The 22,750-nt window shown below is 71.3% G+C and carries 22 protein-coding genes and 1 tRNA gene; 13 read left to right on the forward strand and 10 right to left on the reverse strand.

The features are described 5' to 3' along the window. Nucleotides 1–2 precede the first annotated feature (2 nt). Nucleotides 3–1,430, forward strand: coding sequence for a NarK family nitrate/nitrite MFS transporter (locus NOD94_RS21555; protein ID WP_281207661.1), 1,428 nt, complete (start codon nucleotides 3–5; stop codon nucleotides 1,428–1,430). Between the two features lie 106 nt (nucleotides 1,431–1,536). After that, a complete protein-coding gene (locus tag NOD94_RS21560; RefSeq protein ID WP_281207662.1) occupies nucleotides 1,537–1,776 on the forward strand; it encodes a hypothetical protein in 240 nt (79 codons plus the stop codon). A gap of 13 nt (nucleotides 1,777–1,789) precedes the next feature. Here NOD94_RS21560 and mscL read toward each other — a convergent pair whose 3' ends face one another. The 7 genes from mscL to NOD94_RS21595 all read right to left on the reverse strand — a co-directional run bounded on the left by mscL (nucleotide 1,790) and on the right by NOD94_RS21595 (nucleotide 8,548). Then, entirely contained in the window at nucleotides 1,790–2,296 is a 507-nt protein-coding gene (gene mscL, locus NOD94_RS21565; RefSeq protein ID WP_281207663.1) for a large conductance mechanosensitive channel protein MscL, read from the reverse strand. 150 nt (nucleotides 2,297–2,446) lie between these two features. Next, complete coding sequence (locus NOD94_RS41435; RefSeq protein ID WP_319195790.1) at nucleotides 2,447–2,809, reverse strand: hypothetical protein; 363 nt, start codon at nucleotides 2,807–2,809, stop codon at nucleotides 2,447–2,449. A 491-nt stretch (nucleotides 2,810–3,300) separates the two neighbouring features. Continuing rightward, a complete protein-coding gene (locus tag NOD94_RS21575; RefSeq protein ID WP_281207665.1) occupies nucleotides 3,301–3,864 on the reverse strand; it encodes a carboxymuconolactone decarboxylase family protein in 564 nt (187 codons plus the stop codon). A gap of 163 nt (nucleotides 3,865–4,027) precedes the next feature. Then, a complete protein-coding gene (locus tag NOD94_RS21580; protein WP_281207666.1) occupies nucleotides 4,028–4,861 on the reverse strand; it encodes an S-methyl-5'-thioadenosine phosphorylase in 834 nt (277 codons plus the stop codon). Between the two features lie 76 nt (nucleotides 4,862–4,937). Next, entirely contained in the window at nucleotides 4,938–5,243 is a 306-nt protein-coding gene (locus NOD94_RS21585; protein ID WP_281207667.1) for an FmdB family zinc ribbon protein, read from the reverse strand. Between the two features lie 67 nt (nucleotides 5,244–5,310). Then, nucleotides 5,311–6,654 carry an MFS transporter gene (locus NOD94_RS21590; protein WP_281207668.1) on the reverse strand — a complete coding sequence of 448 codons (1,344 nt, stop codon included), beginning with the start codon at nucleotides 6,652–6,654 and terminating at the stop codon, nucleotides 5,311–5,313. A gap of 415 nt (nucleotides 6,655–7,069) precedes the next feature. Next, nucleotides 7,070–8,548, reverse strand: coding sequence for a potassium/proton antiporter (locus NOD94_RS21595; RefSeq protein ID WP_281207683.1), 1,479 nt, complete (start codon nucleotides 8,546–8,548; stop codon nucleotides 7,070–7,072). 296 nt (nucleotides 8,549–8,844) lie between these two features. Between NOD94_RS21595 and NOD94_RS21600 the strand changes: the two genes are divergently transcribed. Then, a complete protein-coding gene (locus tag NOD94_RS21600) occupies nucleotides 8,845–11,757 on the forward strand; it encodes a penicillin acylase family protein (RefSeq protein ID WP_281207669.1) in 2,913 nt (970 codons plus the stop codon). Here the strand turns inward: NOD94_RS21600 and NOD94_RS21605 are convergent, their stop codons facing one another. After that, nucleotides 11,758–12,381 carry a 5-formyltetrahydrofolate cyclo-ligase gene (locus tag NOD94_RS21605; protein WP_281207670.1) on the reverse strand — a complete coding sequence of 208 codons (624 nt, stop codon included), beginning with the start codon at nucleotides 12,379–12,381 and terminating at the stop codon, nucleotides 11,758–11,760. Nucleotides 12,382–12,475: 94 nt separating this feature from the next. Here NOD94_RS21605 and galU point away from each other — a divergent pair, with 94 nt between their 5' ends. The 8 genes from galU to NOD94_RS21645 all read left to right on the forward strand — a co-directional run bounded on the left by galU (nucleotide 12,476) and on the right by NOD94_RS21645 (nucleotide 18,978). Beyond that, nucleotides 12,476–13,378, forward strand: coding sequence for a UTP--glucose-1-phosphate uridylyltransferase GalU (gene galU, locus NOD94_RS21610; RefSeq protein WP_281207671.1), 903 nt, complete (start codon nucleotides 12,476–12,478; stop codon nucleotides 13,376–13,378). Nucleotides 13,379–13,382: 4 nt separating this feature from the next. Continuing rightward, on the forward strand, nucleotides 13,383–14,723 hold the full coding sequence (gene glp, locus NOD94_RS21615; RefSeq protein ID WP_281207672.1) for a gephyrin-like molybdotransferase Glp: 1,341 nt from the start codon (nucleotides 13,383–13,385) through the stop codon (nucleotides 14,721–14,723). 71 nt (nucleotides 14,724–14,794) lie between these two features. Next, a complete protein-coding gene (gene moaC / locus NOD94_RS21620; RefSeq protein ID WP_281207673.1) occupies nucleotides 14,795–15,274 on the forward strand; it encodes a cyclic pyranopterin monophosphate synthase MoaC in 480 nt (159 codons plus the stop codon). Continuing rightward, entirely contained in the window at nucleotides 15,271–15,876 is a 606-nt protein-coding gene (locus tag NOD94_RS21625) for a MogA/MoaB family molybdenum cofactor biosynthesis protein (protein WP_281207674.1), read from the forward strand. Before moaC ends, NOD94_RS21625 begins: the two co-directional genes overlap by 4 nt. Nucleotides 15,877–15,893: 17 nt before the next feature. Next, nucleotides 15,894–16,508: a GNAT family protein gene (locus NOD94_RS21630; RefSeq protein WP_281207675.1), complete on the forward strand. Its 615-nt coding sequence runs from the start codon at nucleotides 15,894–15,896 to the stop codon at nucleotides 16,506–16,508. 155 nt (nucleotides 16,509–16,663) lie between these two features. After that, nucleotides 16,664–17,761 carry a hypothetical protein gene (locus tag NOD94_RS21635; RefSeq protein WP_281207676.1) on the forward strand — a complete coding sequence of 366 codons (1,098 nt, stop codon included), beginning with the start codon at nucleotides 16,664–16,666 and terminating at the stop codon, nucleotides 17,759–17,761. A gap of 85 nt (nucleotides 17,762–17,846) precedes the next feature. Next, nucleotides 17,847–17,920: transfer RNA gene (locus tag NOD94_RS21640), tRNA-Ala, on the forward strand. 203 nt (nucleotides 17,921–18,123) lie between these two features. Then, nucleotides 18,124–18,978 carry an alpha/beta hydrolase gene (locus NOD94_RS21645; protein WP_281207677.1) on the forward strand — a complete coding sequence of 285 codons (855 nt, stop codon included), beginning with the start codon at nucleotides 18,124–18,126 and terminating at the stop codon, nucleotides 18,976–18,978. 9 nt (nucleotides 18,979–18,987) lie between these two features. On the opposite strand, the gene NOD94_RS21650 is transcribed toward NOD94_RS21645, so the two are convergent. Then, on the reverse strand, nucleotides 18,988–19,482 hold the full coding sequence (locus NOD94_RS21650; RefSeq protein ID WP_281207678.1) for a GNAT family N-acetyltransferase: 495 nt from the start codon (nucleotides 19,480–19,482) through the stop codon (nucleotides 18,988–18,990). A 38-nt stretch (nucleotides 19,483–19,520) separates the two neighbouring features. Between NOD94_RS21650 and NOD94_RS21655 the strand changes: the two genes are divergently transcribed. Further along, nucleotides 19,521–20,324: an exodeoxyribonuclease III gene (locus NOD94_RS21655; protein ID WP_281207680.1), complete on the forward strand. Its 804-nt coding sequence runs from the start codon at nucleotides 19,521–19,523 to the stop codon at nucleotides 20,322–20,324. On the opposite strand, the gene NOD94_RS21660 is transcribed toward NOD94_RS21655, so the two are convergent. Beyond that, the gene (locus tag NOD94_RS21660) at nucleotides 20,306–21,010 is read right to left on the reverse strand and encodes a MerR family transcriptional regulator (protein ID WP_281207684.1); all 705 of its coding nucleotides are present in this window, start codon (nucleotides 21,008–21,010) and stop codon (nucleotides 20,306–20,308) included. The genes NOD94_RS21655 and NOD94_RS21660 overlap by 19 nt on opposite strands. Before the next feature lie 203 nt (nucleotides 21,011–21,213). On the opposite strand from NOD94_RS21660, the gene NOD94_RS21665 reads away from it, so the two are divergent. Continuing rightward, a partial coding sequence (locus NOD94_RS21665; protein ID WP_281207681.1) for an NAD(P)/FAD-dependent oxidoreductase occupies nucleotides 21,214–22,750 on the forward strand: 1,537 nt, incomplete at its 3' end.

Consider the following 22,750-nt stretch of genomic DNA (forward strand, 5'->3'; position numbering starts at 1 on the left):
CCATGTCCATACCCACGCCCACTCCGACCGGGGTGCGTTCGCACCGCGCGGAGACCTACAAGCCCGGCGCCACCATCGGGGACTGGAGGCCCGAGGACGACGGATTCTGGCAGTCCACCGGCCGCAAGGTCGCCCAGCGGAACCTGTGGGTGTCGATCCCCGCGCTGATGCTCGGCTTCGTGGTCTGGCAGGTCTGGTCGGTGACCGTGGTCAAGCTGAACGACGTCGGCTTCGCCTTCTCCAAGTCGCAACTGTTCTGGCTGACCGCCATTCCCGGCCTGACCGGCGGCACCTTCCGGATCCTGTACACCTTCATCGGGCCGATCTTCGGCGAGCGCAAGTTCACCGCCTTCAGCACGATAATCCTGGTCGCCCCGATGCTGTGGCTGGGCTTCGCGCTCCAGGACACGGGCACGCCCTACTGGGAGCTGGCGCTCATCGCGGCCGTCTGCGGGATCGGCGGCGCGAACTTCGCCTCCTCGATGGCGAACATCGGATTCTTCTTCCCCAAGCGGGAGAAGGGCAGTGCCAACGGCCTCAACGGAGGTCTCGGAAACCTCGGCGTGAGCGTGGTCCAGCTGGTCGCGCCGCTGGTGGTCACCGCCGCCGTGCTGGGCGCCCCCGCCGGTGGCCCGCAGCGCGACGCGAAGAACGACACCGACATCTGGCTCCAGAACGGCGCCTTCCTCTGGGTGCCCCTCCTGGTGATCATGGCGGTGCTCGCCTGGTTCCTCATGAACGACCTCAGGGTGGCCTCGGCCCCCTTCAGCCAGCAGAAGATCATCTTCAAGCGCAAGCACAACTGGCTGATGACCTGGCTCTACGTCGGCACCTTCGGCTCGTTCATCGGGTTCGCGGCCGGCCTGCCCCTGCTGATCAAGAACAATTTCGAGTCCCAGGGCTACCAGGCCACCACCTATGCCTGGATCGGCCCCTTCGTCGGCGCCCTCATGCGCTGGGCCGGCGGCTGGCTCTCCGACAGGATGGGCGGCGCCAGGGTGACCATGCTGTCCTTCGTCGGCATGGCCGCGGCCCTCGTCGTGGTGATCTTCGCGCTTCCGCACGGCGGCGACCAGGGCAGCTTCTGGGCCTTCTTCATCGGCTTCCTGGTGGCATTCGCCTTCTCCGGGCTGGGCAACGGCTCCACCTTCCGGCAGATCCCGGTCATCTTCCGGGACCAGCACATGCGCCAGGCCGAAGGACGGGGCCCCGAGGCGCGGGCGGCCGCCATGCGGCAGTCCGAGATGGAGGCGGGCGCCGTCACCGGCTTCTCCTCCGCCATCGCCGCGTACGGCTTCTTCTTCATCCCGGCGATGTTCGCGGCCATGGCGGTCACGCCCGCCCTGTGGCTGTTCATCGGGTTCTACGCGACCTGCCTCGCCGTGTGCTGGTGGTTCTACGCCCGCAAGGGCGCCGAAGCCCCCAGCTGACCCGTGGCCGTACGGGTACGGGCACGGGCGGCATCGAAGAGGGGGACGGGGGCGGGGCCTGCCGCAGGAGCCGGGGCCGCCGCCCGGGCGGCCGTACCCTTGAGGCATGAGCACCGCCCCCGCCTCCGAACCGCAGTCCCCGCAGCCCGAGACCGAGGCGCGACCGGCGAAGCCCGAAGCGAAGCCCACGCCGGCGAAGCCCAAGCCCCGGCTGGTCTTCGACGACCCGCTGGACCAGCAGTCCTCCGACGACACGGACCGAGGCTGGGGCGAACGGGCCCCCGCCGGTGGAGGCACGGCCGACCTGGCCCGCTTCCTCGACGAGAAGCCCCCGCACCACATCTGATCCGCCCGGGCGGTCAGAAGGCGTCGCGCGACCCCGGCGCCCCGGGGGCGCCACCGCCGTTCCCGGCGCGCTGCGCGACGAGCGCGTCCCGGATCTCCTTGAGGACCTCCAGTTCGGTGATCTCCATGGTCTCCTGCACGCCTTCCTTGGCCTTGCGGCGCGCTTCCTGCTTGGCGAGGTACTTCGCCATCGGCAGCACCATCAGGAAGTAGACGACGGCCGCGGTGATCAGGAAGGTCAGCGTGGCGTTCAGGACCGAACCCCAGAGGATCTCCACCCCCGTCGGCTGGCCGTCCTTGCCGATGCCGCAAGGGTTCTTGATGCAGGACTTGTAGACATCCAGGTTCTTCGTGCCGATGGCGCCGATGACCGGGCTGATGATGCCCTTCACGAGCGAGTTCACGATGTTCGTGAACGCGGCGCCGATGACGACGGCCACCGCCAGGTCGACGACGTTGCCGCGCATCAGGAAGGCCTTGAAGCCCGCCAGGACGCTCTCCTTCTTCTTCTCGCTCACCACTGAGCCTTTCTTCGCATCTACGGAACTTGGAGCCAACGGTTCCGAAAGCTACGGCAGTCAAGGCCCGGCGTGTCCAATCGCTGCCCTCCTTGAGGTGACTTGACTGCTCGCCCGTGCGAATCCGCGCCGAACGAGCCGGGGCGGAGCGGATCAGCACAGCGTCACCGCCAGCCTCGCCACCGAGCCCGCACCGACGAGGGCCCGCGCGGTGTCCCGGGGTACCGACAGGACCACCAGCGCCCCGCCTTCCCCGACCTCCCGGTCCGCATGCGGGACTTCGGCCACCCGCGCCCCGGCGGCCACCACCCGGGGCGGCCCCGTGCGCTCCGCCGCCACCACGTCCACCCGGTCCCCGGGACGCAGCAGTCCCACCGTCGCGGCGTCCGCGATGCGCACCGGAGCCGACACCATGCGCACCACCGCCGGCGGCGGTTTCACCTCGGGCGGCGGCGAACTCCGCGCGGCCCGGGCCTCCGTACCGCCGACGACCAGCGCGGCAGCCGTGACGGCCAACCCGGCAGACGCCGCACGCCTCCGACGCCGCACCGCGCGGCGCAGCCGGCCCCCGCCCCGCCCCACGCGCAGCGGGGGAAAGAGCGGAACGGGGCGCGCGGGAGGACACGCGGAAGCGGGAGGCCACGCGGAAGCGCTGGGACACGCGGAAGCGGGAGGCCACGCGGAAGCGGTGGGACACGCGCAAGCAGGCGGACAAGCGGAAGCGCTGGGACACGCGGAAGCAGGCGACGAAGGAGCAGCGGATCCCGCAGAGGCGGGCGAACCCGCCGACGGGGAGGGCGAGAAGGAGGTCGGGAGCGAGCCGCGAAGGGCCGGGGGAGTGTTCCTGGACATGGTGAGCACCGCCGAACTGATCGGTCCGGTGTCCGGGCGGACGCCCGAACACCCCTCACGATCCGCCCCGCCACCCGATCCCGCTCCGCCCTGTGGACGGTCCCCAGGGTGTGGACAACTCCGTCACCCGCACGGGTGGGTGCTCCGGGCCACCTTCACGCCGTGGCCGCCGGCTTCACCGCGCAGGCCTCGGCGAACCCCTGGCCGGTCAGGCCGAAAGCGCTGTTCACGCGCGAGCGGAAGTTCTCCAGGGCGACCATGGCGGTGAGTTCGACGAACGCCTCCTCGCCCAGCAGGGCGATCAGCCGCGCCGCCAGCTCGTCGGTCACCGTCGGCTCGGTGTCGGTCATGGCCTCGGCGTACTCCATGACGAGCAGCTCGGTCGCCGTGAACACCTCGCGGGCCTCCCGCCACCGCGGCACCCGCTCGATCTTCGCCGCCGCCAGGCCCAGCTTGTTGCCCTCCCAGTAGCCGAAGTCCATGCACCACGAGCAGTTGACCCGCGAGGCGGCGGCCATCACCGCGAGGTGCTTCAAGCCGGCGTCGAGCTTGTTCCACTTCGCCGCCCGCTGTTCGAGCCGGACGTACGTGAGCATCACCCGAGGGTTGTGCCCGTACGCCAGACCGGGCTCCAGCACCTTGCCGTAGGTACGGCGCGAGTACCAGGTGGCGATCCGCATGAGGAGGGTGCGCGGCGGGGTGAGCGAGATGCGCGGCATGATCGGCCTCTTCCGGTCGGGGGCGGGTTGTCGCCCGCCCGTTCACCATGGAGACAAACGGCCCGCGCGGAACGTGACACCTCCCGCGAAATTCCTTCGCCGCAGGCCGCGGAGCCCCCACCGGAGCCGGCCCGCACCCGACCCGCGCTCCCTCCCCGACCGGCTACGGCAGTTCGATGCCCAGGTCCCAGCCGTCGTGGGCGTGGGTGCACAGGCAGTCCCGGGACTTCGTCTCCGGCAGCGCCGCCACCGCGTCGAAGAGGACCTCGCGCAGGCGGCCGACGTTCTCGCCGAACACCCGCAGGACCTCGGTGTGGGACACGCCCTCGCCCGTCTCGGCGCCCGCGTCCAGGTCCGTGACCAGCGCCATCGAGGTGTAGCAGAGCCCCAGCTCGCGCGCGAGGACCGCCTCGGGGTGCCCGGTCATGCCGACCACCGACCAGCCCGCCGCCGCGTGCCAGCGGGATTCGGCGCGGGTGGAGAAGCGGGGCCCCTCGACGACGACCATGGTGCCGCCGTCCACCGGCTCCCAGTCCCGCCCCCGCGCCGCGGCCAGCGCGACGGAGCGCCCGACGGGGCAGTACGGGTCGGCGAAGGTGGTGTGCACGACGTTGGGGACGGTGCCGTCGGGCAGCGGTTCCCCGTCGAAGAAGGTCTGGGCGCGGGACTTCGTGCGGTCAACCAGCTGGTCGGGGACGAGCAGCGTGCCCGGCCCGTACTCCGTCCGCAGGCCGCCCACCGCGCAGGGGCCCAGCACCTGGCGGACGCCGACCGAGCGGAGCGCCCACAGGTTGGCCCGATAGTTGATCTTGTGCGGGGGCACGGTGTGGCTGCGCCCGTGCCGGGGCAGGAACGCCACCCGGCGGCCGCCCAGCTCGCCCAGGTGGAGGGAGTCGCTCGGGGGGCCGTACGGGGTCTCCACCCGGATCTCGGAGACGTCCTCAAGGAAGGAGTAGAAGCCCGATCCGCCGATTACACCGATCTCTGCATTCGCCATGGCGTCACCCTAACCGGGTACGCGCAAGGCCCCGCCGGCCACAGGGGCGACGGGGCCTTACGGAAAACGTACGAGGTCAGGCGGCAGACGTGGAGCTGCTGCTGCCCGAGCCTGTCGACGTCGAGGAGGACGAGGCCGCGGGGGTGGCGGCAGGGGTCGACGTCGTCGTCGCCGGCTTCGAGGCAGGCGTGCTGCTCGACGAGGCGCCACGGCTGTCGTTCCGGTAGAAACCGGATCCCTTGAACACGATGCCGACCGCGGAGAACACCTTCTTCAGGCGTCCGTCACAGCTCGGGCACACGGTCAGTGCGTCATCGGTGAACTTCTGCACGGCCTCAAGGCCCTCACCGCACTCGGTGCACTGGTACTGGTAGGTCGGCACGAATTTCCTCCTGGCACTCTGACTCAATGAGTGCTAACGACGCTCCATGGTGACGTATTCCGGCGGATCAGTCCACCGTCACCGGCGTGCGGTGACCGATCCCACGCTCGTTCACCCGATTACGGGTGGCCGGCGCGGTGGCCGCGGGGGCGCTCGTGGTGCCCGTCGAGGACGAGTTCACGATCCGGCTCGGGGCCGTCGGCGCCAGCTTCGAGCGCAGCGCCAGCAGCGTGGCGAGCGCGACGACGGTGGCCACGAGCGGCACGAGGAAGCCGTACGAGGACCCGTGCGCGTCCGTCAGGCGGCCGGCCAGGGTCACGGCGCCGGCCTGGCCGAACGCGACCGCGCCGGTCAGCCAGGTGAAGGCCTCGGTGCGCGAGGCGGCCGGGATCAGCTGCTCGATCATGGTGTAGCCGGTGATCAGCGCCGGGGCGATGCAGAGGCCGACGACCAGGCCGAGCGCGCCCAGCAGGACCACCGAGTTGGCGGCCCACAGGACCGAGGCGGCGGCGGTCAGGCCGACGTAGCCCAGGATCAGGCGGCGGCGCGGGCCGATCTTCCAGGCGATGGCGCCCATCGCGATGCCGGCGATCATGTTGCCCGCGGCGAAGACGCCGTAGAGCATGCCGTTCGCGCCGGGGTTGCCGATCTCGTTGGAGAAGGCGGCGAGGGAGACCTGCATGCCGCCGAAGACGGCGCCGATGCCGATGAACGCGACGATCAGGACGCGCAGACCCGGGAAGGACAGGGCGGAGGCGTGCTTCTCGCCGTTCGCGAGGGCGGGGGACGCCTTCGGCTCGGTGGAGCGCTGCGCGGCGAAGAACAGGCCGCCGAGCAGGGTCAGGGCCGCCTCGGTGGCCAGACCGGCCGCCGGGTGGACGCCCGTGCACAGCGCGGTGGCGAGCACCGGGCCGACGACGAAGGTGAACTCGTCGGTGACGGACTCGAACGCGGCCGCGGTCGGCAGCAGCGGGGAGCCCTCCAGCTTGGCCGCCCAGCGCGACCGGACCATGGGTCCGACCTGCGGGACGGAGGCGCCGGCCGGGACGGCGGCCAGCGCGAGCACCCACAGCGGGGTGCCGATCAGGGCGAGCGCCGTCAGCGCGCTCACGGCGGCGGCGTGCACGAGCACGGCCGGGACCAGGACGGCGCTCTGGCCGCGACGGTCGGTGAGCTTGCCCATGACCGGGGCGAACAGGGCCATGGAGACGCCGGTGACGGCGGCGACGATGCCGGCGTCGCCGTAGGAGCCCGTGGAGTGCTGGACGAGCAGCAGGATGCTGATGGTCAGCATGCCGAACGGCAGCCGGGCGGCGAAGCCGGGGAGGACGAAGGAGAGGGCGCCGGGCGTGCGCAGCAGCTGCCCGTAGCCGGGGCGGGCGGACTTGTCGGTCGTGACCGCGGATGTCACGGCCTGGCCTTTCCGCTGCCTGGTAGAACTCCCCGTCTGCGGACGATGCGCCGCTTTGTGAGCGGCCGCACCCGTACATGTGGGAGCCCCGAGAGCTGTCCTCTTGCGCAGAACCGAGTGATACCTGGGCGCCCACTGCGGGAGGGTGCCACGGCCGCTTTGCGGTCGCGCCAGCTCTGCGTCAGGCAGAGTTGGTTCGATCTGGTGTGCCTTCATCATACAGGCGAATGTGCTAGCACGCCCTGTGATTACGGTGACAAGGCGTGACTTCACCTGCGATTAACCGGAACTTCGCATTCCTTGGCCTCCGATATAGGGGCAAGGGGGGTCACACGCCACTGAAATCGGCCGAATTAGAACGTCGCTCTAACGGAAAACGTTCACATGAGCCCCGGCTCCGGACACCCTCCGCCACCTAGAGTGACGTCGCGCCACCGGTCCCGAGCCACCCCGCCAGCTTGCCGCCGCGAGCCACGGCGCGCAGTCGCGCCTCCGCCGCGTCCCGCACCGGGTCGGTGGCCACTACCAGCAGGTCGTCCCCGCGCCGCAGCACGGTCGACGGCGCCGGTACGAAGCTCTTCGCGTCCCGGACCACCAGCGTCACGGAGGCCCCCGCGGGCAACCGCAGCTCGCCGACCTCCACGCCGTGCATCCGCGAGGCGGGCGGGATCGAGAACGACAGCAGGTGCCCGCGCAGCTTCTCCAGCGGCGCCGACTCGATGCCGAGGTCCGAGGCGGCCTCGTCGCTGTCGCCGAGCTCCAGCTTCCGCGCCAGCCACGGCAGCGTCGGGCCCTGCACCAGGGTGTAGACCACGACCAGCACGAAGACGATGTTGAAGACCCGCTCGCTGCCCTCGATCCCGGACACCATCGGGATGGTCGCCAGGATGATGGGCACCGCGCCGCGCAGACCGGCCCACGACATCAGGGCCTGCTCCTGCCAGGGGATCCGGAAGGGCAGCAGGCTGACGAAGACCTCCAGGGGCCGCGCCACCATCGTCAGCACCAGCCCGATGATGACCGCGGGCCAGAAGTCGTGGACCAGCTCGTGCGGGGTGACCAGCAGGCCGAGCAGCACGAACATGCCGATCTGGGCGATCCAGCCGAGGCCGTCCGCGAACCCCCGGGTGGCCGGCCAGTGCGGCAGCTTGGCGTTGCCGAGCACCATCGCGGCCAGGTACACCGCGAGGAAGCCGGAGCCGTGCGCCATCGCGCCGGCCGCGTACGCGGTGATCGCGATCGCCATGACCGCGATCGGGTAGAGGCCCGACGCGGGCAGGGCCACGTGCCGCAGCCCGTACGAACCGAGGAAGCCGACCGTCAGACCGATGGCGGCGCCGATCGCCAGCTCAAGCGCGATCTTGCCGAGCAGGACGTACCAGTCGTCGACCGGTCCGACCGTCGCGAAGGCGACGACCAGGATGACGACGGGGGCGTCGTTGAAGCCCGACTCGGCCTCCAGCACGCCCGTGATCCGGGACGGCAGCGGGACCTTGCGCAGGACCGAGAAGACGGCCGCGGCGTCGGTCGAGGAGACGACCGCGCCGATCAGCAGCGCCTGCCGCCATTCCAACCCGACCAGGTAGTGCGCCCCGGCCGCCGTCACGCCGACGCTGATCGCGACGCCCACCAGCGACAGCATGATCGCGGCCGGGAGGGCCGGTTTGATCTCTTTCCACTTGGTGCCCAGACCACCCTCGGCGAGGATCACGACGAGCGCGGCGTAGCCGATGACCTGCGTCAGCTCGGCGTTGTCGAAGACGACGTTGCCGATGCCGTCCTGGCCTATCGCGACGCCTATGCCGAGGTAGATGAGCAGGCTGGGAAGTCCGCTGCGCGACGAGACGCGCACCGCCGCCACGGCGACGAGCAGTACGAGCGAGCAGACCAGCAGGAGCTCATTGAGCGTGTGGACAGTCAGTGGGCGGCCCTTCCTGGAGGCGCCGCCCGGCGGATCGTTCCTCCCGAGGGCGCATTCGGCAAGTACTTCGTTACCTTACCTAATCTTTGACGCTTTCTTGACGCGCTCCTCACATTGTGAAACGCCGGATCGGCCTTGTCCTCAGCACCCCCGACCCCCCTTCCCCGTCGGGCCGGGCCTCCCCGCCACCCCTGGCGGATCAACGAACCCGGGTCTGCGCCTATGGTTGCTCCCAGACTCAGGACCACCCTGCCCCTCTAAGGACAGCGATGCCCGCCAACGAATCCGGACCTTCCGTCAAGAAGAAGGGACGACGCGCACGCCTGCTCGTGCTCGTCATGGTCCTGGCGCTCTTGGCGGGCCTCGGCTACGGCGCGTACTGGAGCGCGGACACCGTACGCGCCTCGTTCCCGCAGACGACCGGCTCCCTGAAGGTCCCCGGCCTGACCGGAACCGTCGACGTGAAGCGCGACGAGCACGGGATCCCCCAGCTCTACGCCGACAACGACGAGGACCTCTTCCGCGCCCAGGGCTTCGTGCACGCCCAGGACCGGTTCTGGGAGATGGACGTACGCCGCCACATGACCTCCGGCCGTCTCTCCGAGATGTTCGGCTCCGGTCAGGTGGAGACCGACGCCTTCCTGCGCACCCTGGGCTGGCGGCAGGTCGCACAGGCCGAGTACGACACGAAGCTTTCGCCCGAGACCAAGAAGTACCTCCAGGCCTACGCCGACGGGGTCAACGCGTACCTGAAGGGGAAGTCCGGCAAGGACCTCTCCGTCGAGCACGCCACCCTCAAGCTGAGCGAGGGCTACGCGCCGGAGCAGTGGTCGCCGGTGGACTCGGTGGCCTGGCTCAAGGCCATGGCCTGGGACCTGCGCGGCAACATGCAGGACGAGATCGACCGCTCGCTGATGGCCAACAAGCTCTCGCAGGCGCAGATCGACGAGCTCTACCCGCCGTACCCCTTCGACCGGAACAAGCCGATCGTCGAGGGCGGCACGGTCGCGGGCGGCAAGTACACCCCGCAGGGCACGGGAACCGGAACGGGCACCGGCACGGGTACGGGATCCGGCACGGGCACCGGCTCCGGTACGGGAAGCAGCACTGGTAGCGGCACGGGCACCGGAACCGGGACGGGCACGGGAACCGGCACGGGCACCGGCTCGCAGGCACTGCCCCAGGGCGGCAGCACCGCCTCCGGCCTCGCCGGCAACGCCACCGCCCAGGGCGCGAGCGTCGGCCTGCGCACGCAGCTGACCTCCCTCGCCAAGACCCTGGACGAGATCCCGGCCATCCTCGGCCCCAACGGCAGCGGCATCGGATCGAACTCCTGGGTCATCTCGGGCAAGCACACGACCACCGGCAAGCCGCTCCTCGCGAACGACCCGCACCTCTCCCCGCAGCTGCCCTCGGTCTGGTACCAGATGGGCCTGCACTGCCGCGCCACCTCGCCCCAGTGCCAGTACGACGTCGCCGGCTACACCTTCTCCGGCATGCCCGGCGTGGTCATAGGCCACAACGCCGACATCGCCTGGGGCATGACCAACCTCGGCGCCGACGTCACCGACCTCTACCTGGAGCAGGTCCGTCCGGACGGCTACGTCTACGACAACAAGACGCTCCCCTTCACCGTCCGCGACGAGGTCATCAAGGTCGCCGGCGGCCCCAGCAAGAAGATCACCGTCCGCTCCACCAACAACGGGCCGCTGATCTCGGACCGCAGCGACGAACTCGGCACGGTCGGCTCCCGCGCGCCGGTGCCCAGTTCCGCGCCCGACCGGGGCGACGGCTACGCCGTCGCCCTGCGCTGGACGGCACTGGACCCGGGCAAGTCGATGGACGCGGTCTTCAAGCTGAACCGGGCCAAGGACTTCCCCGGCTTCCGGGCCGCCGCCGCGGACTTCGAGGTCCCGTCCCAGAACCTGATCTACGCCGACAACAAGGGCGCCACCGGCAACATCGGCTACCAGGCCCCGGGTCGCATCCCGATCCGCACCCAGGGCGACGGCCGGCTGCCGGCCCCCGGCTGGGACCCCAAGTACGCCTGGAAGAGCGGCAACGCGGGCTACATCCCGCAGAACGAGATGCCGTGGGAGCTCAACCCGGCGCGCGGCTACGTCGTCACCGCCAACCAGGCGGTCACCGAGAGCGGCACCGGCGCGGGCAAGTACCCGTACCTGCTGACCACCGACTGGGGCTACGGCGCCCGCAGTCAGCGGATCAACGACCTCATCGAGGCGAAGATCAAGGACAGCGGCAAGATCTCCACCGACGACATGCGCACCATGCAGATGGACAACAGCAGTGAGATCGCCGCACTGCTGACCCCGATGCTGGCCAAGATCCAGGTCTCGGACCCGGACGTGCGCTCGGCGCAGAAGCTCCTGGAGGGCTGGAACTACACCCAGGAGCCCGACTCGGCGGCCGCCGCCTACTTCAACGCGGTCTGGCGCAACATCCTCAAGCTGTCCTTCGGCGACAAGATGCCCAAGGAACTGCGCATCGAGGGCAGTTGCGTGAACGTCCGCGACGAGACCAGCGGCCCCGCCGACGACCTCGCCGAGCTGGTCCGCGAATGCGGCACCCGAGGCCCCGACTCGGCCCAGCCCGACGGTGGTGACCGTTGGTTCGAGGTGGTCCGTCGCCTGGTCAAGGACGAGAAGTCGGCGTGGTGGAAGAGCCCCGCGGTCCGCGCGGACAAGGCGACCACCACCCGCGACGAGCTGTTCGCGCGGGCCATGGAGGACGCCCGCTGGGAGCTCACCGCCAAGCTCGGCAAGGACCAGTCCACCTGGAGCTGGGGCCGCCTGCACCAGCTGACGCTCAAGAACCAGACCATCGGCACCGAGGGCCCCGGCTTCATGCAGTGGCTCCTCAACCGCGGCCCGTGGAACCTGGGCGGCGGCGAGGCCACCGTCAACGCGACCGGCTGGAACGCCTCCGGCGGGTACGGGGTCACCTGGGTCCCGTCGATGCGCATGGTCGTGAACCTCAACGACCTGGACAAGTCCCGCTGGATCAACCTGACCGGCGCCTCGGGGCACGCGTACCACGACAACTACACGGACCAGACGAACCTCTGGGCCAAGGGCGAGCTGCTGGACTGGCCCTTCGGGAAGGCGGCCGTCGACAAGGCGACGGTCCACACCCTCACGTTGAAGCCGGCCGGCTCGAACTAGCTAGCCGAAGCGCACCACCCCCGACGGGGTGGCGACCGCCTGTACGGGGTGGTCGTGCGGTTCCTCCGGGACCCGCGCGACCACCTCTTCGTCGTAGAGGAGCACCACCAGCGCCGGATGTGCCCCGGCCCGCTCCAGCCGCGCCAGCACCCGGTCGTACGAACCGCCCCCGCGCCCGAGCCGCATGCCGCGCCCGTCCACCGCCAGTCCGGGCAGCAGGACGGCGTCGGCCCCGGTCACCGCGTCCGGGCCGACCGGCGGCCCGGCGGGCTCCAGCAGTCGCATCCTCCCCGGATGCGCCGCCTCGGCGAGGCCGGCGGGGCCTTCGTACACCGCCCAGTCGAGGTCGTTGTCGGGCAGCAGCAGGGGCAGCAGCACCCGCTTCCCGGCGGCCCGCAGCGCGTCGAGCAGGTCACGGGTGCCGGGCTCGCCGCCGACGGAGACGTACGCGGCCACCGTGCGGGCGTCGGCCAGTTCGGGCAGCGCGAGGGCGGTACGGGCGAGCGCGCGGGCCGCGGCCTGCCGCGCTTCGTCCGACAAGGCGCGACGGGCGGCCAGCAGTTCCCGGCGCAGGGATGCCTTCTCGGGCGGTCGGGGTCCGTTTTCGGGCGGATTTTCTACCACAGTTGTGTCTCAATCCCTTGTTCATTCGGGCATATCGGGAGGTATTTACCGTAATCTCGCTGGGTGTTCGATCAGAGCCACTATCGTTCTGCCCATGACTCAGTTGCACCCCGTGATCAAAAAGGCCGTCATTCCGGCTGCGGGCCTCGGCACTCGGTTCCTTCCGGCGACCAAGGCGACCCCCAAGGAAATGCTCCCGGTCGTGGACAAACCGGCCATCCAGTACGTCGTGGAGGAAGCCGTCTCGGCCGGCCTGGACGACGTCCTCATGATCACAGGACGTAACAAGCGGGCGCTCGAAGACCACTTCGACCGGAACTACGAGCTGGAGTCGGCCCTCATCGCCAAGGGCGACGACGACCGACTGAAGAAGGTCCAGGAGTCCAGCGACCTGGCCACCATGCACTACGTCCGCCAGGGCGACCCGCGCGGTCTCGGTCACGCCGTGCTCTGCGCCGAGCCGCACGTCGGCAACGAGCCGTTCGCCGTCCTCCTCGGCGACGACCTCATCGACCCCCGCGACCCGCTGCTGCGCCAGATGGTCGACGTATACGCGCGCACCGGCGGCACCGTCATCGCGCTCATGGAGGTCGACCCGGCCAACGTGCACCTCTACGGCTGCGCGGCCATCGAGGCGACCGACGACGCGGACGTCGTCCGCGTGACCGGCCTCGTCGAGAAGCCGGACGCCTCCGAGGCGCCCAGCAACTACGCGGTCATCGGACGGTACGTCCTGAACCCGGCGATCTTCGGCATACTGCGGGAGACCGAGCCGGGCCGCGGTGGGGAGATCCAGCTCACCGACGCCCTGCAGAAGCTGGCCGCCGACGAGACCGTGGGCGGCCCGGTGCACGGCGTGGTCTTCCGGGGCCGCCGCTACGACACCGGGGACCGGGGGGACTACCTGCGGGCCATCGTCCGACTCGCCTGCGAGCGTGAGGACCTGGGACCCGAGTTCCGCACCTGGCTTCACCGTTACGTCACGGAGGAGATGTAGCACCTTGAGCAGTCCCGCACCGCAGGACACCGGCCACCAGCGTCTGTGGTCCGTGGACGAGCACCTCGCGGACATCCTCGCAACGGTCCGGCCGCTGGAGCCCATCGAGCTCCAGCTGCTCGACGCCCAGGGCTGCGTCCTGGTCGAGGACGTCACCGTGCCCGTCGCCCTCCCGCCCTTCGACAACAGCTCCATGGACGGTTACGCCGTCCGCACGGCCGACGTCCAGGGTGCGAGCGAGGAGTTCCCCGCGGTGCTCACGGTGATCGGGGACGTGGCGGCGGGCAGCGGCGAACTGCCCACCGTCGGCCCCGGCCAGGCCGCCCGCATCATGACCGGCGCCCCTCTGCCCCCCGGCGCGGAAGCCGTCGTACCGGTCGAGTGGACCGACGGCGGCACCGGCGGCGGGGCGGCCTCCGGGATGACCCCCGCCGCCACCGCGCCCGAGGGCGCGGGCGGCGAGGTGCGGGTCCACCGGGCCGCCGAGGCGCGGGCGCACGTCCGGGCCCGCGGCAGCGACGTACAGGCCGGGGACCTGGCGCTGGCCACCGGCACCGTCCTCGGGCCGCCGCAGATCGCCCTGCTGGCCGCCATCGGGCGCGGCACGGTCCGGGTCCGGCCGCGACCCCGGGTCGTCGTCATGTCCACCGGCAGCGAGTTGGTCCAGCCGGGTGAAGCGCTGGCCGCGGGCACGATCTACGACTCCAACAGCTTCGCGCTGGCCGCGGCCGCGCGGGACGCCGGAGCCATCGCCTACCGGGTCGGCGCCGTCGCGGACGACGCGGACACCCTGCGCTCGACCATCGAGGACCAGCTCATCCGGGCCGACCTCCTGGTCACCACGGGCGGGGTCAGCGTCGGCGCGTACGACGTGGTCAAGGAGGCCCTGACCTCGGTCTCCGCCGGCGACGACGCCGCCGAGGCGGGGAACGTCGACTTCCGCAAGCTCGCCATGCAGCCCGGCAAGCCCCAGGGCTTCGGCACCATCGGCCCCGACCACACCCCGCTCCTGGCGCTGCCCGGCAATCCGGTGTCCTCGTACGTCTCCTTCGAGCTGTTCGTGCGACCCGCGATCCGGGCGCTGATGGGCCTGCCCGCGTCCGTGGTCGGCCGGCCGAGCGTGAAGGCCGTGCTCACGTGCGACAAACCCCTCGGCTCCCCGGCCGGCCGCCGGCAGTACCTGCGCGGCAAGTACGACGCCGAGGCCGGCACCGTCTCCCCGGTCGGCGGATCGGGCTCCCACCTGATCGCCGCGCTGGCCCACGCCGACTCCCTGATGGTCGTACCGGAGGACGTCACCTCGGTGGAGTCCGGCACCGAGCTGGAAGTGATCCTGCTCGGCTGACCACCCGTAGGTGCGGGTAGCGTGTGTCGCACCACACAGGCCCCCCGGGGCCCAGAGCGGAGCGGCACAGCATGAGTACCGAGAGCAGGCTCACCCACATCGACGAGGCCGGCGCTGCCCGGATGGTCGACGTCTCGGCGAAGGACGTCACCACCCGGACGGCCCGCGCCAGCGGACGCGTCCTCGTCTCCCCCCGGGTGATCGAGCTGCTGCGCGGTGAGGGCGTGCCGAAGGGCGACGCCCTCGCCACCGCGCGGATCGCCGGGATCATGGGGGCCAAGAAGACCCCCGACCTGATCCCGCTGTGCCATCCGCTGGCGGTGTCCGGGGTGAAGGTCGACCTGTCGGTCGCCGACGACGCCGTCGAGATCCTCGCCACCGTGAAGACGACCGACCGTACGGGCGTCGAGATGGAGGCCCTGACCGCCGTCGCGGTCGCCGGGCTCACCGTGATCGACATGGTCAAGGCCGTCGACAAGGGCGCGGTCATCACCGATGTCCGGGTGGAGGAGAAGACCGGCGGCAAGTCCGGCGACTGGAGCCGGGGATGAACGCCCCCCGCGGCGGCGAGGTCCACAGCCACGTACCGCCGGTGACCGGCGAGGCGTGGACGGCCCCGGCCCCGGCCCCGGCGCCGGACGCGGCCCCCGCGCCGCGCGCCCTGGTGGTCACCGCCTCCAACCGCGCCTCGCGGGGGGTCTACGCCGACAAGGGCGGCCCCCTGCTCGCCGAGGCGCTGGAGAAGCTCGGCTTCGAGGTGCACGGCCCGCGCGTGGTCCCCGACGGGGACCCCGTCGAGGCGGCGCTGCGCGAGGCCGTGGCCGCCGGGTACGACGTCGTGCTCACCACCGGGGGCACCGGCATCTCGCCGACCGACCGGACCCCGGACGCGACCGCCCGCGTACTGGACTACGAGATCCCCGGCATCCCGCAGGCCATCCGCGCCGAGGGCCTCGCCAAGGTGCCGACCGCGGCCCTGTCCCGGGGCCTGGCGGGCGTCGCCGGCCACACCCTCATCGTGAACCTGCCCGGCTCGACGGGCGGGGTGAAGGACGGCCTCGCCGTCCTGGCCCGGATCCTGCCGCACGCCGTCGACCAGATCCGGGGCGGCGACCACCCCAGACCCCCGGCGGACCCCGGGAGCCAGAGCTGAACGGCCCGTCCTGGCCGGTGGCGCTGACGGACGGCGACGTCACGCTCCGGCCGATAAAGGTGCGGGACCAGCGCGCCTGGCGCGAGGTCAACCGCCGCAACCGCGAATGGCTGCGGCCGTGGGAGGCGACCATTCCGCCGCCCGCGCCCTGGGGCCCGGTCATCCAACGGCCGACGTACCGGCAGATGGTCCGCCACCTGCGGGCGGAGGCGAACGCGGGCCGCATGCTGCCCTTCGTCATCGAGTACCAGGGCCGCCTCGTCGGCCAGTTGACGGTCGCCGGGATCACCTGGGGCTCGATGTGCGCCGCCCACGTGGGCTACTGGGTGGACCGGGACGTCGCGGGCCGCGGGGTGATGCCGACGGCCGTCGCGCTCGCCGTGGACCACTGCTTCGGAAAGGTCGGGCTGCACCGCATCGAGGTGTGCATCCGCCCCGAGAACGGTCCCAGCCGCCGGGTCGTGGAGAAGCTCGGCTTCCGCGCGGAGGGGGTTCGTCCGCGGTACCTGCACATCGACGGCGCCTGGCGGGACCACCTGGTCTTCGCGCTGACGGTGGAGGAGGTCCCGGAGGGACTGCTGCGCCGGTGGCACCGGACGAGGCCGCAGGAAAGGCCGCCGACGATCGCCTGAAACCCGTTTATCGCAAATGCGTTCGAATTCTTGACCGGGTCGCCCATAACCTGATCCGAAGAATCACAAAAAAAGTCCGTGATATCAGCCTGATCGTGCGACACACCGACTCAATTGGCTGATCCCCCTGCCCGCGCCCCTCTACGGTGTGGGGTGTGAGCAGCAGCGGCCTCATCTACGCAGTCATCGTCGGGGCCTGGGCCGCCTACTTGGTGCCCATGTGGCTCCGGAGGCAGGACGAGCTGAACGAAGCGCGTCCGACGGAACGCTTCTCCACCGCGATCAGGCTGCTTTCCGGCCGGGCGGGAATGGAGCGCCGTTACGCCAAGGGGCTGCGTGAGCGCGGTGACGAACAGGCGGAGCCCCAGCCCCACGGGGACCCGGACGCCGCGACGGAAACGGTTGATTCCGTGGACGCCGACGCCCGGGCCTTCGACGTGCCCCCGACCAGGGCCGAGCCGAGGTTCGCCGAGGCCGAACGGGTCCGGCGCCAGCAGCGACTGCAAGTGCTCGCACGCCGCCGGCGCACCACCGCGCTGCTCTTCCTGGTCTTCAGCGCCGGAGCGGTCGTCGCCGCGGTCGGCGGGCTCCACTACCTGTGGGCGCCGGCCCTCCCCGCCCTGCTGCTGAGCGCGTACATCGTGCACCTGCGGGTCCACGAGCGGCGGCGCTACGAGTTCACCATGGACCGGCGCCGCGCCGAGGCGGCCGCCCGCAACCTGCGGGAGAACCGGCCCCGCCGCCGAGCGGCCGAGGACCCCGCGGCCGCGGGCGCCGAACCGGACCCCGCGCCACCGGTCTCCCCCCAGGAAGCCGGGCGCCGCGCGCTCGTCGAGCAGACCGACCACGCCGAGTGGGTGGACCAGCAGCGCGAGCGTGAGCGCGGTCCGGCGCGCGGCGACAGCTGGGAGCCGGTCCCGGTCCCGTTGCCGACGTACGTGACGGCCCCCGTCGCCCCCCGCGCCACCGGCCCGGCCGCACCCGACGGCTGGAGCGCGACCCGCTCCAGCACCGCCGAGCCGACCGAACCCCGACTGCGGGCGCAGCCCGGGGTGCCGAAGCCGATGTCGGAGCCGAGGCCGGAGGTGAAGGCCGCGGCCGTTTCCGAAGCGGGTCAGGCGTCCCGATCCGAGTCGCGCTCCGAGCCGGCTGCCCAGGCCACCACGCCGCGCCCCCGCGGCCGCGAGCGGGGCCGCACCCCGCTCTTCGACCAGTACGAGGGCGAGGACCGCCCGCGCGCCGCGAACGAGTGATCGGTGATCGGTGACCTGCGCGGACGCTCCGGAGAATCGGTTTTGGAGCACCCGCGAGGGGATGCTAATGTTTCACACGTCGCAAGGGCCTGTGGCGCAGTCTGGTAGCGCACCTCGTTCGCATCGAGGGGGTCTGGGGTTCAAATCCCCACAGGTCCACAAACGACAGTTCGCGGGTTGCTCCCGAGAACGTCATGAGATCCCGTCCGGTCGAAAGACCGGGCGGGATTTCGGCGTTTGCGGCAGTCGGTCGTTCATTCCGCGCCCGGACGACCAAGGGGCCGGCAGGATGGGTTGGCGGTGGGGGCGGCGGGTTCGTCGGGGCTCGTGCGTCGGGGGTTGTGAGCGGTCGGGGGGCTGTCGTGAAGGAAGTCGTCGTACCGGCCGGGGTCATCGAGTACGAGGAGTCCGGGTCGGGGCCGCCGGTCGTCCTGTTGCACGGGCTGCTGATGGACCACACGTTGTGGGACCGCGTACTGCCGTTGCTCCCGACGGGGTTCAGGTACCTGAGGCCCGTCCTGCCGCTGGGGTCCCATCGCCGGCCGATGAATCCGGGGGCGGACCTCACGCTGCGCGGGCAGGTCCGGCTGGTCGCCGACTTCCTCGAAGCGCTCGAACTCGACGGCGTCACCCTCGTGCACACCGACTGGGGCGGGGCGCTGTTCCTCACCGCCCACGGTTGGGACCGGCGCGTCGCACGGCAGGTGATCCTGCCGTGCGAGGCGTTCGACAACTTCCCGCCCGGGCTGCCCGGCAGGATGGTGACCCTGGCCGCCCGCCTGCCGGGCGGCCTGCGGATGGCCGCCAGGCAGCTGCGCGTCGGCCCGCTGCGGCGACTGCCGCTCCTGCTGGGGTGGATGGCCAGGCGGCCGCTGCCGGACGAGCTGGTCCGCGGTTGGACCGAGCCCCTGCTGAGCGACCCGGGCATCGGGCGGGACCTGCTCGCGTACTGCCGCGGCACCTTCGACAAGCGGGAGCTGATCCGCGACACCGAGGCGCTGCGCGGATTCACCGGGGACGTCCTCGTCCTGTGGTCGCCCGACAACCGCGTGATGCCGCCCGAGCACGGCCACCGGCTGGCCGAGCTGCTGCCCGCGGGGCGGTACGCCGAGGTGCCGGGCGCGTACGTGCTGTCCGTGCTCGACGAGCCGGAGATCGTGGCCCGCGAGATCGGCCGCTTCCTCACCCGGCCCGGTGAGGGCTCCACCGCCGGATAGGCCGGCGGGTCAGCGGGTCAGCGTCTTCGTCATGCAGCGACTGGACTCGTGGAAGCGGTAGTAGCCGAACTTCTCGGACAGGGTGTAGCCCGAGGAGAGGTAGAGGGCGATGGCCTCGGGCTGCTGGTCACCGGTTTCGAGGACCATGCGGCGGCGGCCCGCCGCGAGGGCGTCGGCCTCCAGCTCGGCCAGGATGCGGCGGGCCAGGCCCAGGCCGCGGGCCTCGGGGATCACGTACATGCGCTTCACCTCGGCGTCGCCGTCCGAGTAGCCCTCCTCGTTCCGGTCCTGGCAGCGCCAGGCCCCGCTGGCCACGGGGGCGTCCGAGGCGTCGTAGGCCAGCAGGTACAGGCCGTTCGGCGGGAGGAACATGCGGGGGTCGAGGAAGGTGGCGTCGCCCTCGCCCTGGTAGCGCTGCTGGTATTCGAGCTGGACCTGGGCGTCGAGCTCGACGGCGTCGGGGTGGTCGTAGGCGGCGGTGCGCAGGTGTATCCCGTGAGACATCAGGACATCGTACGGAAGGCTCCGGCTATGGTGCTGGGATGCTCACTGTGACCTCCGTGAATGTGAATGGGATCCGCGCCGCCGCCAAGAAGGGCTTCGGGGAGTGGCTCGCCGGATCCGACGCCGACGTCGTGTGCCTCCAGGAGGTACGGGCCGAGGAAGGGCAGATTCCGGAGGAGGTGCGGAAGCCCGAGGGATGGCACACGGTGTTCGCGCCCGCCGCCGCCAAGGGACGGGCCGGGGTCGCGCTGTACACGCGCCGGGAACCGGAGCGGGTGCGGGTCGGCTTCGGGAGCGACGAGTTCGACGCCGCCGGCCGGTACCTGGAGATCGACCTGCCGGGCGTGACCGTCGCCAGCCTCTACCTGCCCTCGGGTGAGGCGGGGACCGAGAAGCAGGACGAGAAGTACCGGTTCATGGACGAGTTCCTCACCTACCTGGCGGCGCTCAAGGTGCGGGCCGCGGCCGACGGCCGGGAGGTCGTGGTGTGCGGCGACTGGAACATCTGCCACCGCGAAGCCGACCTCAAGAACTGGAAGACCAACCGCAAGAACGCCGGCTTCCTGCCGGAGGAGCGGGAGTGGCTGGGGAAGGTGTACGCGGAGGCCGGCTACGTCGACGTCGTGCGCGAGCTGCACCCCGACACCGAGGGGCCGTACTCCTGGTGGTCCTACCGGGGTCGGGCCTTCGACAACGACGCCGGCTGGCGGATCGACCTCCAGGTGGCGACCCCGGGGCTGGCGGCGAAGGCCGTGAAGGCCTGGGTGGAGCGGGCCGAGACGCACCCGGAGCGTTGGTCGGACCACGCACCGGTGTCGGTGGCCTACGCGCTCGGTTCCTGACCGGGTTCCCGAGCGGGTTCCTGACCGGGTTCCCGGTCGGGGGTCTGGTTCGCGGCCAGCAGGCGGTCCATCGCCATGGTGAGTTCCGCCTCCACCACGCTCTTCGCGAGGGGGCGTAGGCGGGGCAGGGACTCCTCGGACAGGTGCGTGGAGATGAGCTCGGTGAAGAGGGCGGCCATCGCGTCCGCGTGCTCGCGGACCCGGCGGCCGGTCTCCAGGACCGCCGCGAGCGGCACGCCCTCGCGGACCAGTGCCGAGGAGACGTCCAACAGGCGGCGGCTGACGTGCACGATGACCTCGCCGTCGACGGCGAGGTAGCCGAGGTCGAGGGAGGCCGCGAGGTTCTCCGGGGTGACCTCGCCCTCGAAGTGGTCGGCGAGGGCCTCCGGGGTAAGGCGGACCGGGGTCTCCTCGGACCAGCCCATGCCGAGGAGCTCGCCGAGTTGGCCGACGTCGCGGCCGTTCTCGAAGGCGGCGGTCAGTTCGGCGATGCCGCCCAGGGTGTGGCCGCGTTCCAGGAGCGCGGCGATGGTGCGCAGGCGGGCCAGGTGGTGGTCGTCGTACCAGGCGATCCGGCCTTCGCGGCGGGGCGGCGGGAGCAGCTTGCGCTCGCGGTAGAAGCGCAGGGTGCGCACCGGTATGCCGGCCGCGTCGGCCAGTTCCGCGGTCCGGTATTCGCGTGCCATCGCGGGCCCGTCCTCCGTCGTCACTGCTGTCTCTTCGTGCGCCACACGCGCAGCCTAGGCCGTACCCGCAGTAACTTTCCGGGCGTGACCCCTACCCATGGGTACGGGGCTGCTCTACTCTCCCGATTGTGCCAGTGATTGCTGGCAGTGTTGCGGTGTGGTGGCTGGGACTGCGGAAGCGGAAGGCGGCGGGCATGGGCGGCATGGCAGAACGTGGGCGCGAGCACGTACGAGTGGCGGTGATCGGATCCGGATTCGGCGGGCTGGGGGCGGCCGTACGGCTGCGGCGCGAGGGGATCACGGACTTCGTCGTCCTGGAGCGGGCCGACTCCGTCGGCGGCACCTGGCGCGACAACAGCTATCCCGGGTGCGCGTGCGACGTCCCCTCGCACCTGTACTCCTTCTCCTTCGCGCCCAACCCGGACTGGCCGCGGACCTTCTCCGGGCAGCCCGCCATCCGGGAGTACCTGGAGCACGTCGCCGACGTCTTCGGGCTGCGCCGCCACATCCGGCTGAACCACGAGGTCGAGATGATGCGCTGGGACACCGAGGAACTGCGCTGGGAGATCGAGACCTCGGGGGGCGCGCTCACCGCCGACGTGGTCGTGTCCGCGACCGGGCCGCTCTCGGAACCGAAGCTGCCGGAGATCCCCGGGCTCGCCGGGTTCCCGGGCAAGGTCTTCCACTCCGCCCGCTGGGACCACGACTACGACCTGCGCGGCAAGCGCGTCGCGATGATCGGGACCGGGGCCTCCGCGATCCAGATCGTCCCGGCCATCGCCCCCGAGGTGGAGCGCCTCACGCTCTTCCAGCGCACCCCGCCCTGGGTCATGCCGCGCACCGACCGGGCCATCAGCCCGGCCGAGCGCTGGCTGCACCGCCAGCTGCCCTTCACCCGCGCCGCGCGCCGCGGACTGCTGTGGGGGATCCGCGAGCTCCAGGTCAGCGCGTTCACCAAACGGCCGAACCAGCTCGGGCTGGTCGAGTCGCTGGCGAAGGCCAACATGGCGCGTTCGATCAAGGACCCGGAGCTGCGGGCCAAGTTGACGCCCTCGTACCGGATCGGCTGCAAGCGGATCCTGCTGTCCAACGAGTACTACCCGGCGCTGGCCCGGCCCGACGTGGACGTGGTGGCCTCCGGGCTGAAGGAGGTCCGCGGTTCGGTCCTGGTGGCGGCCGACGGGACCGAGACCGAGGTCGACGCGATCATCTTCGGCACCGGCTTCCACGTCACGGACATGCCGATCGCCGACCGGGTCGTGGGTGTGGAGGGGCGGACCCTCGCCGACACCTGGAAGGACGGGATGCAGTCGCTGCGCGGGGCGACCGCGGCCGGCTTCCCCAACTGGATGACGATCATCGGTCCGAACACGGGCCTGGGGAACAGCTCGATGATCCTGATGATCGAGTCGCAGCTGAACTACATGGCCGACTACATGCGCCAGCTCGGTGTCCTGGGCGGACGCACCGCCCTGGCCGCCCGCCCCTCCGCGGTCAACAAGTGGAACCGGAACGTGCAGGCCCGCATGGAGCGGACCGTCTGGAACACCGGCGGCTGCACCAGCTGGTACCTGGACGCACAGGGCCGCAACACGACCGTCTGGCCGGGCACGACCGGCGAGTTCCGCAAGGAGACGCGGAGCGTCGACCTCTCCGAGTACGAGGTCATCCGCGTCCGGGACCGCGAGCGGGCCCCGGCCGTCGCCGCGGCCGTCACCGCGCCCGAGCCGGGTCGGGGCG

Origin of the sequence: Streptomyces sp. Isolate_45, assembly GCF_024721315.2 — a bacterium.
Taxonomy (GTDB): domain Bacteria; phylum Actinomycetota; class Actinomycetes; order Streptomycetales; family Streptomycetaceae; genus Streptomyces.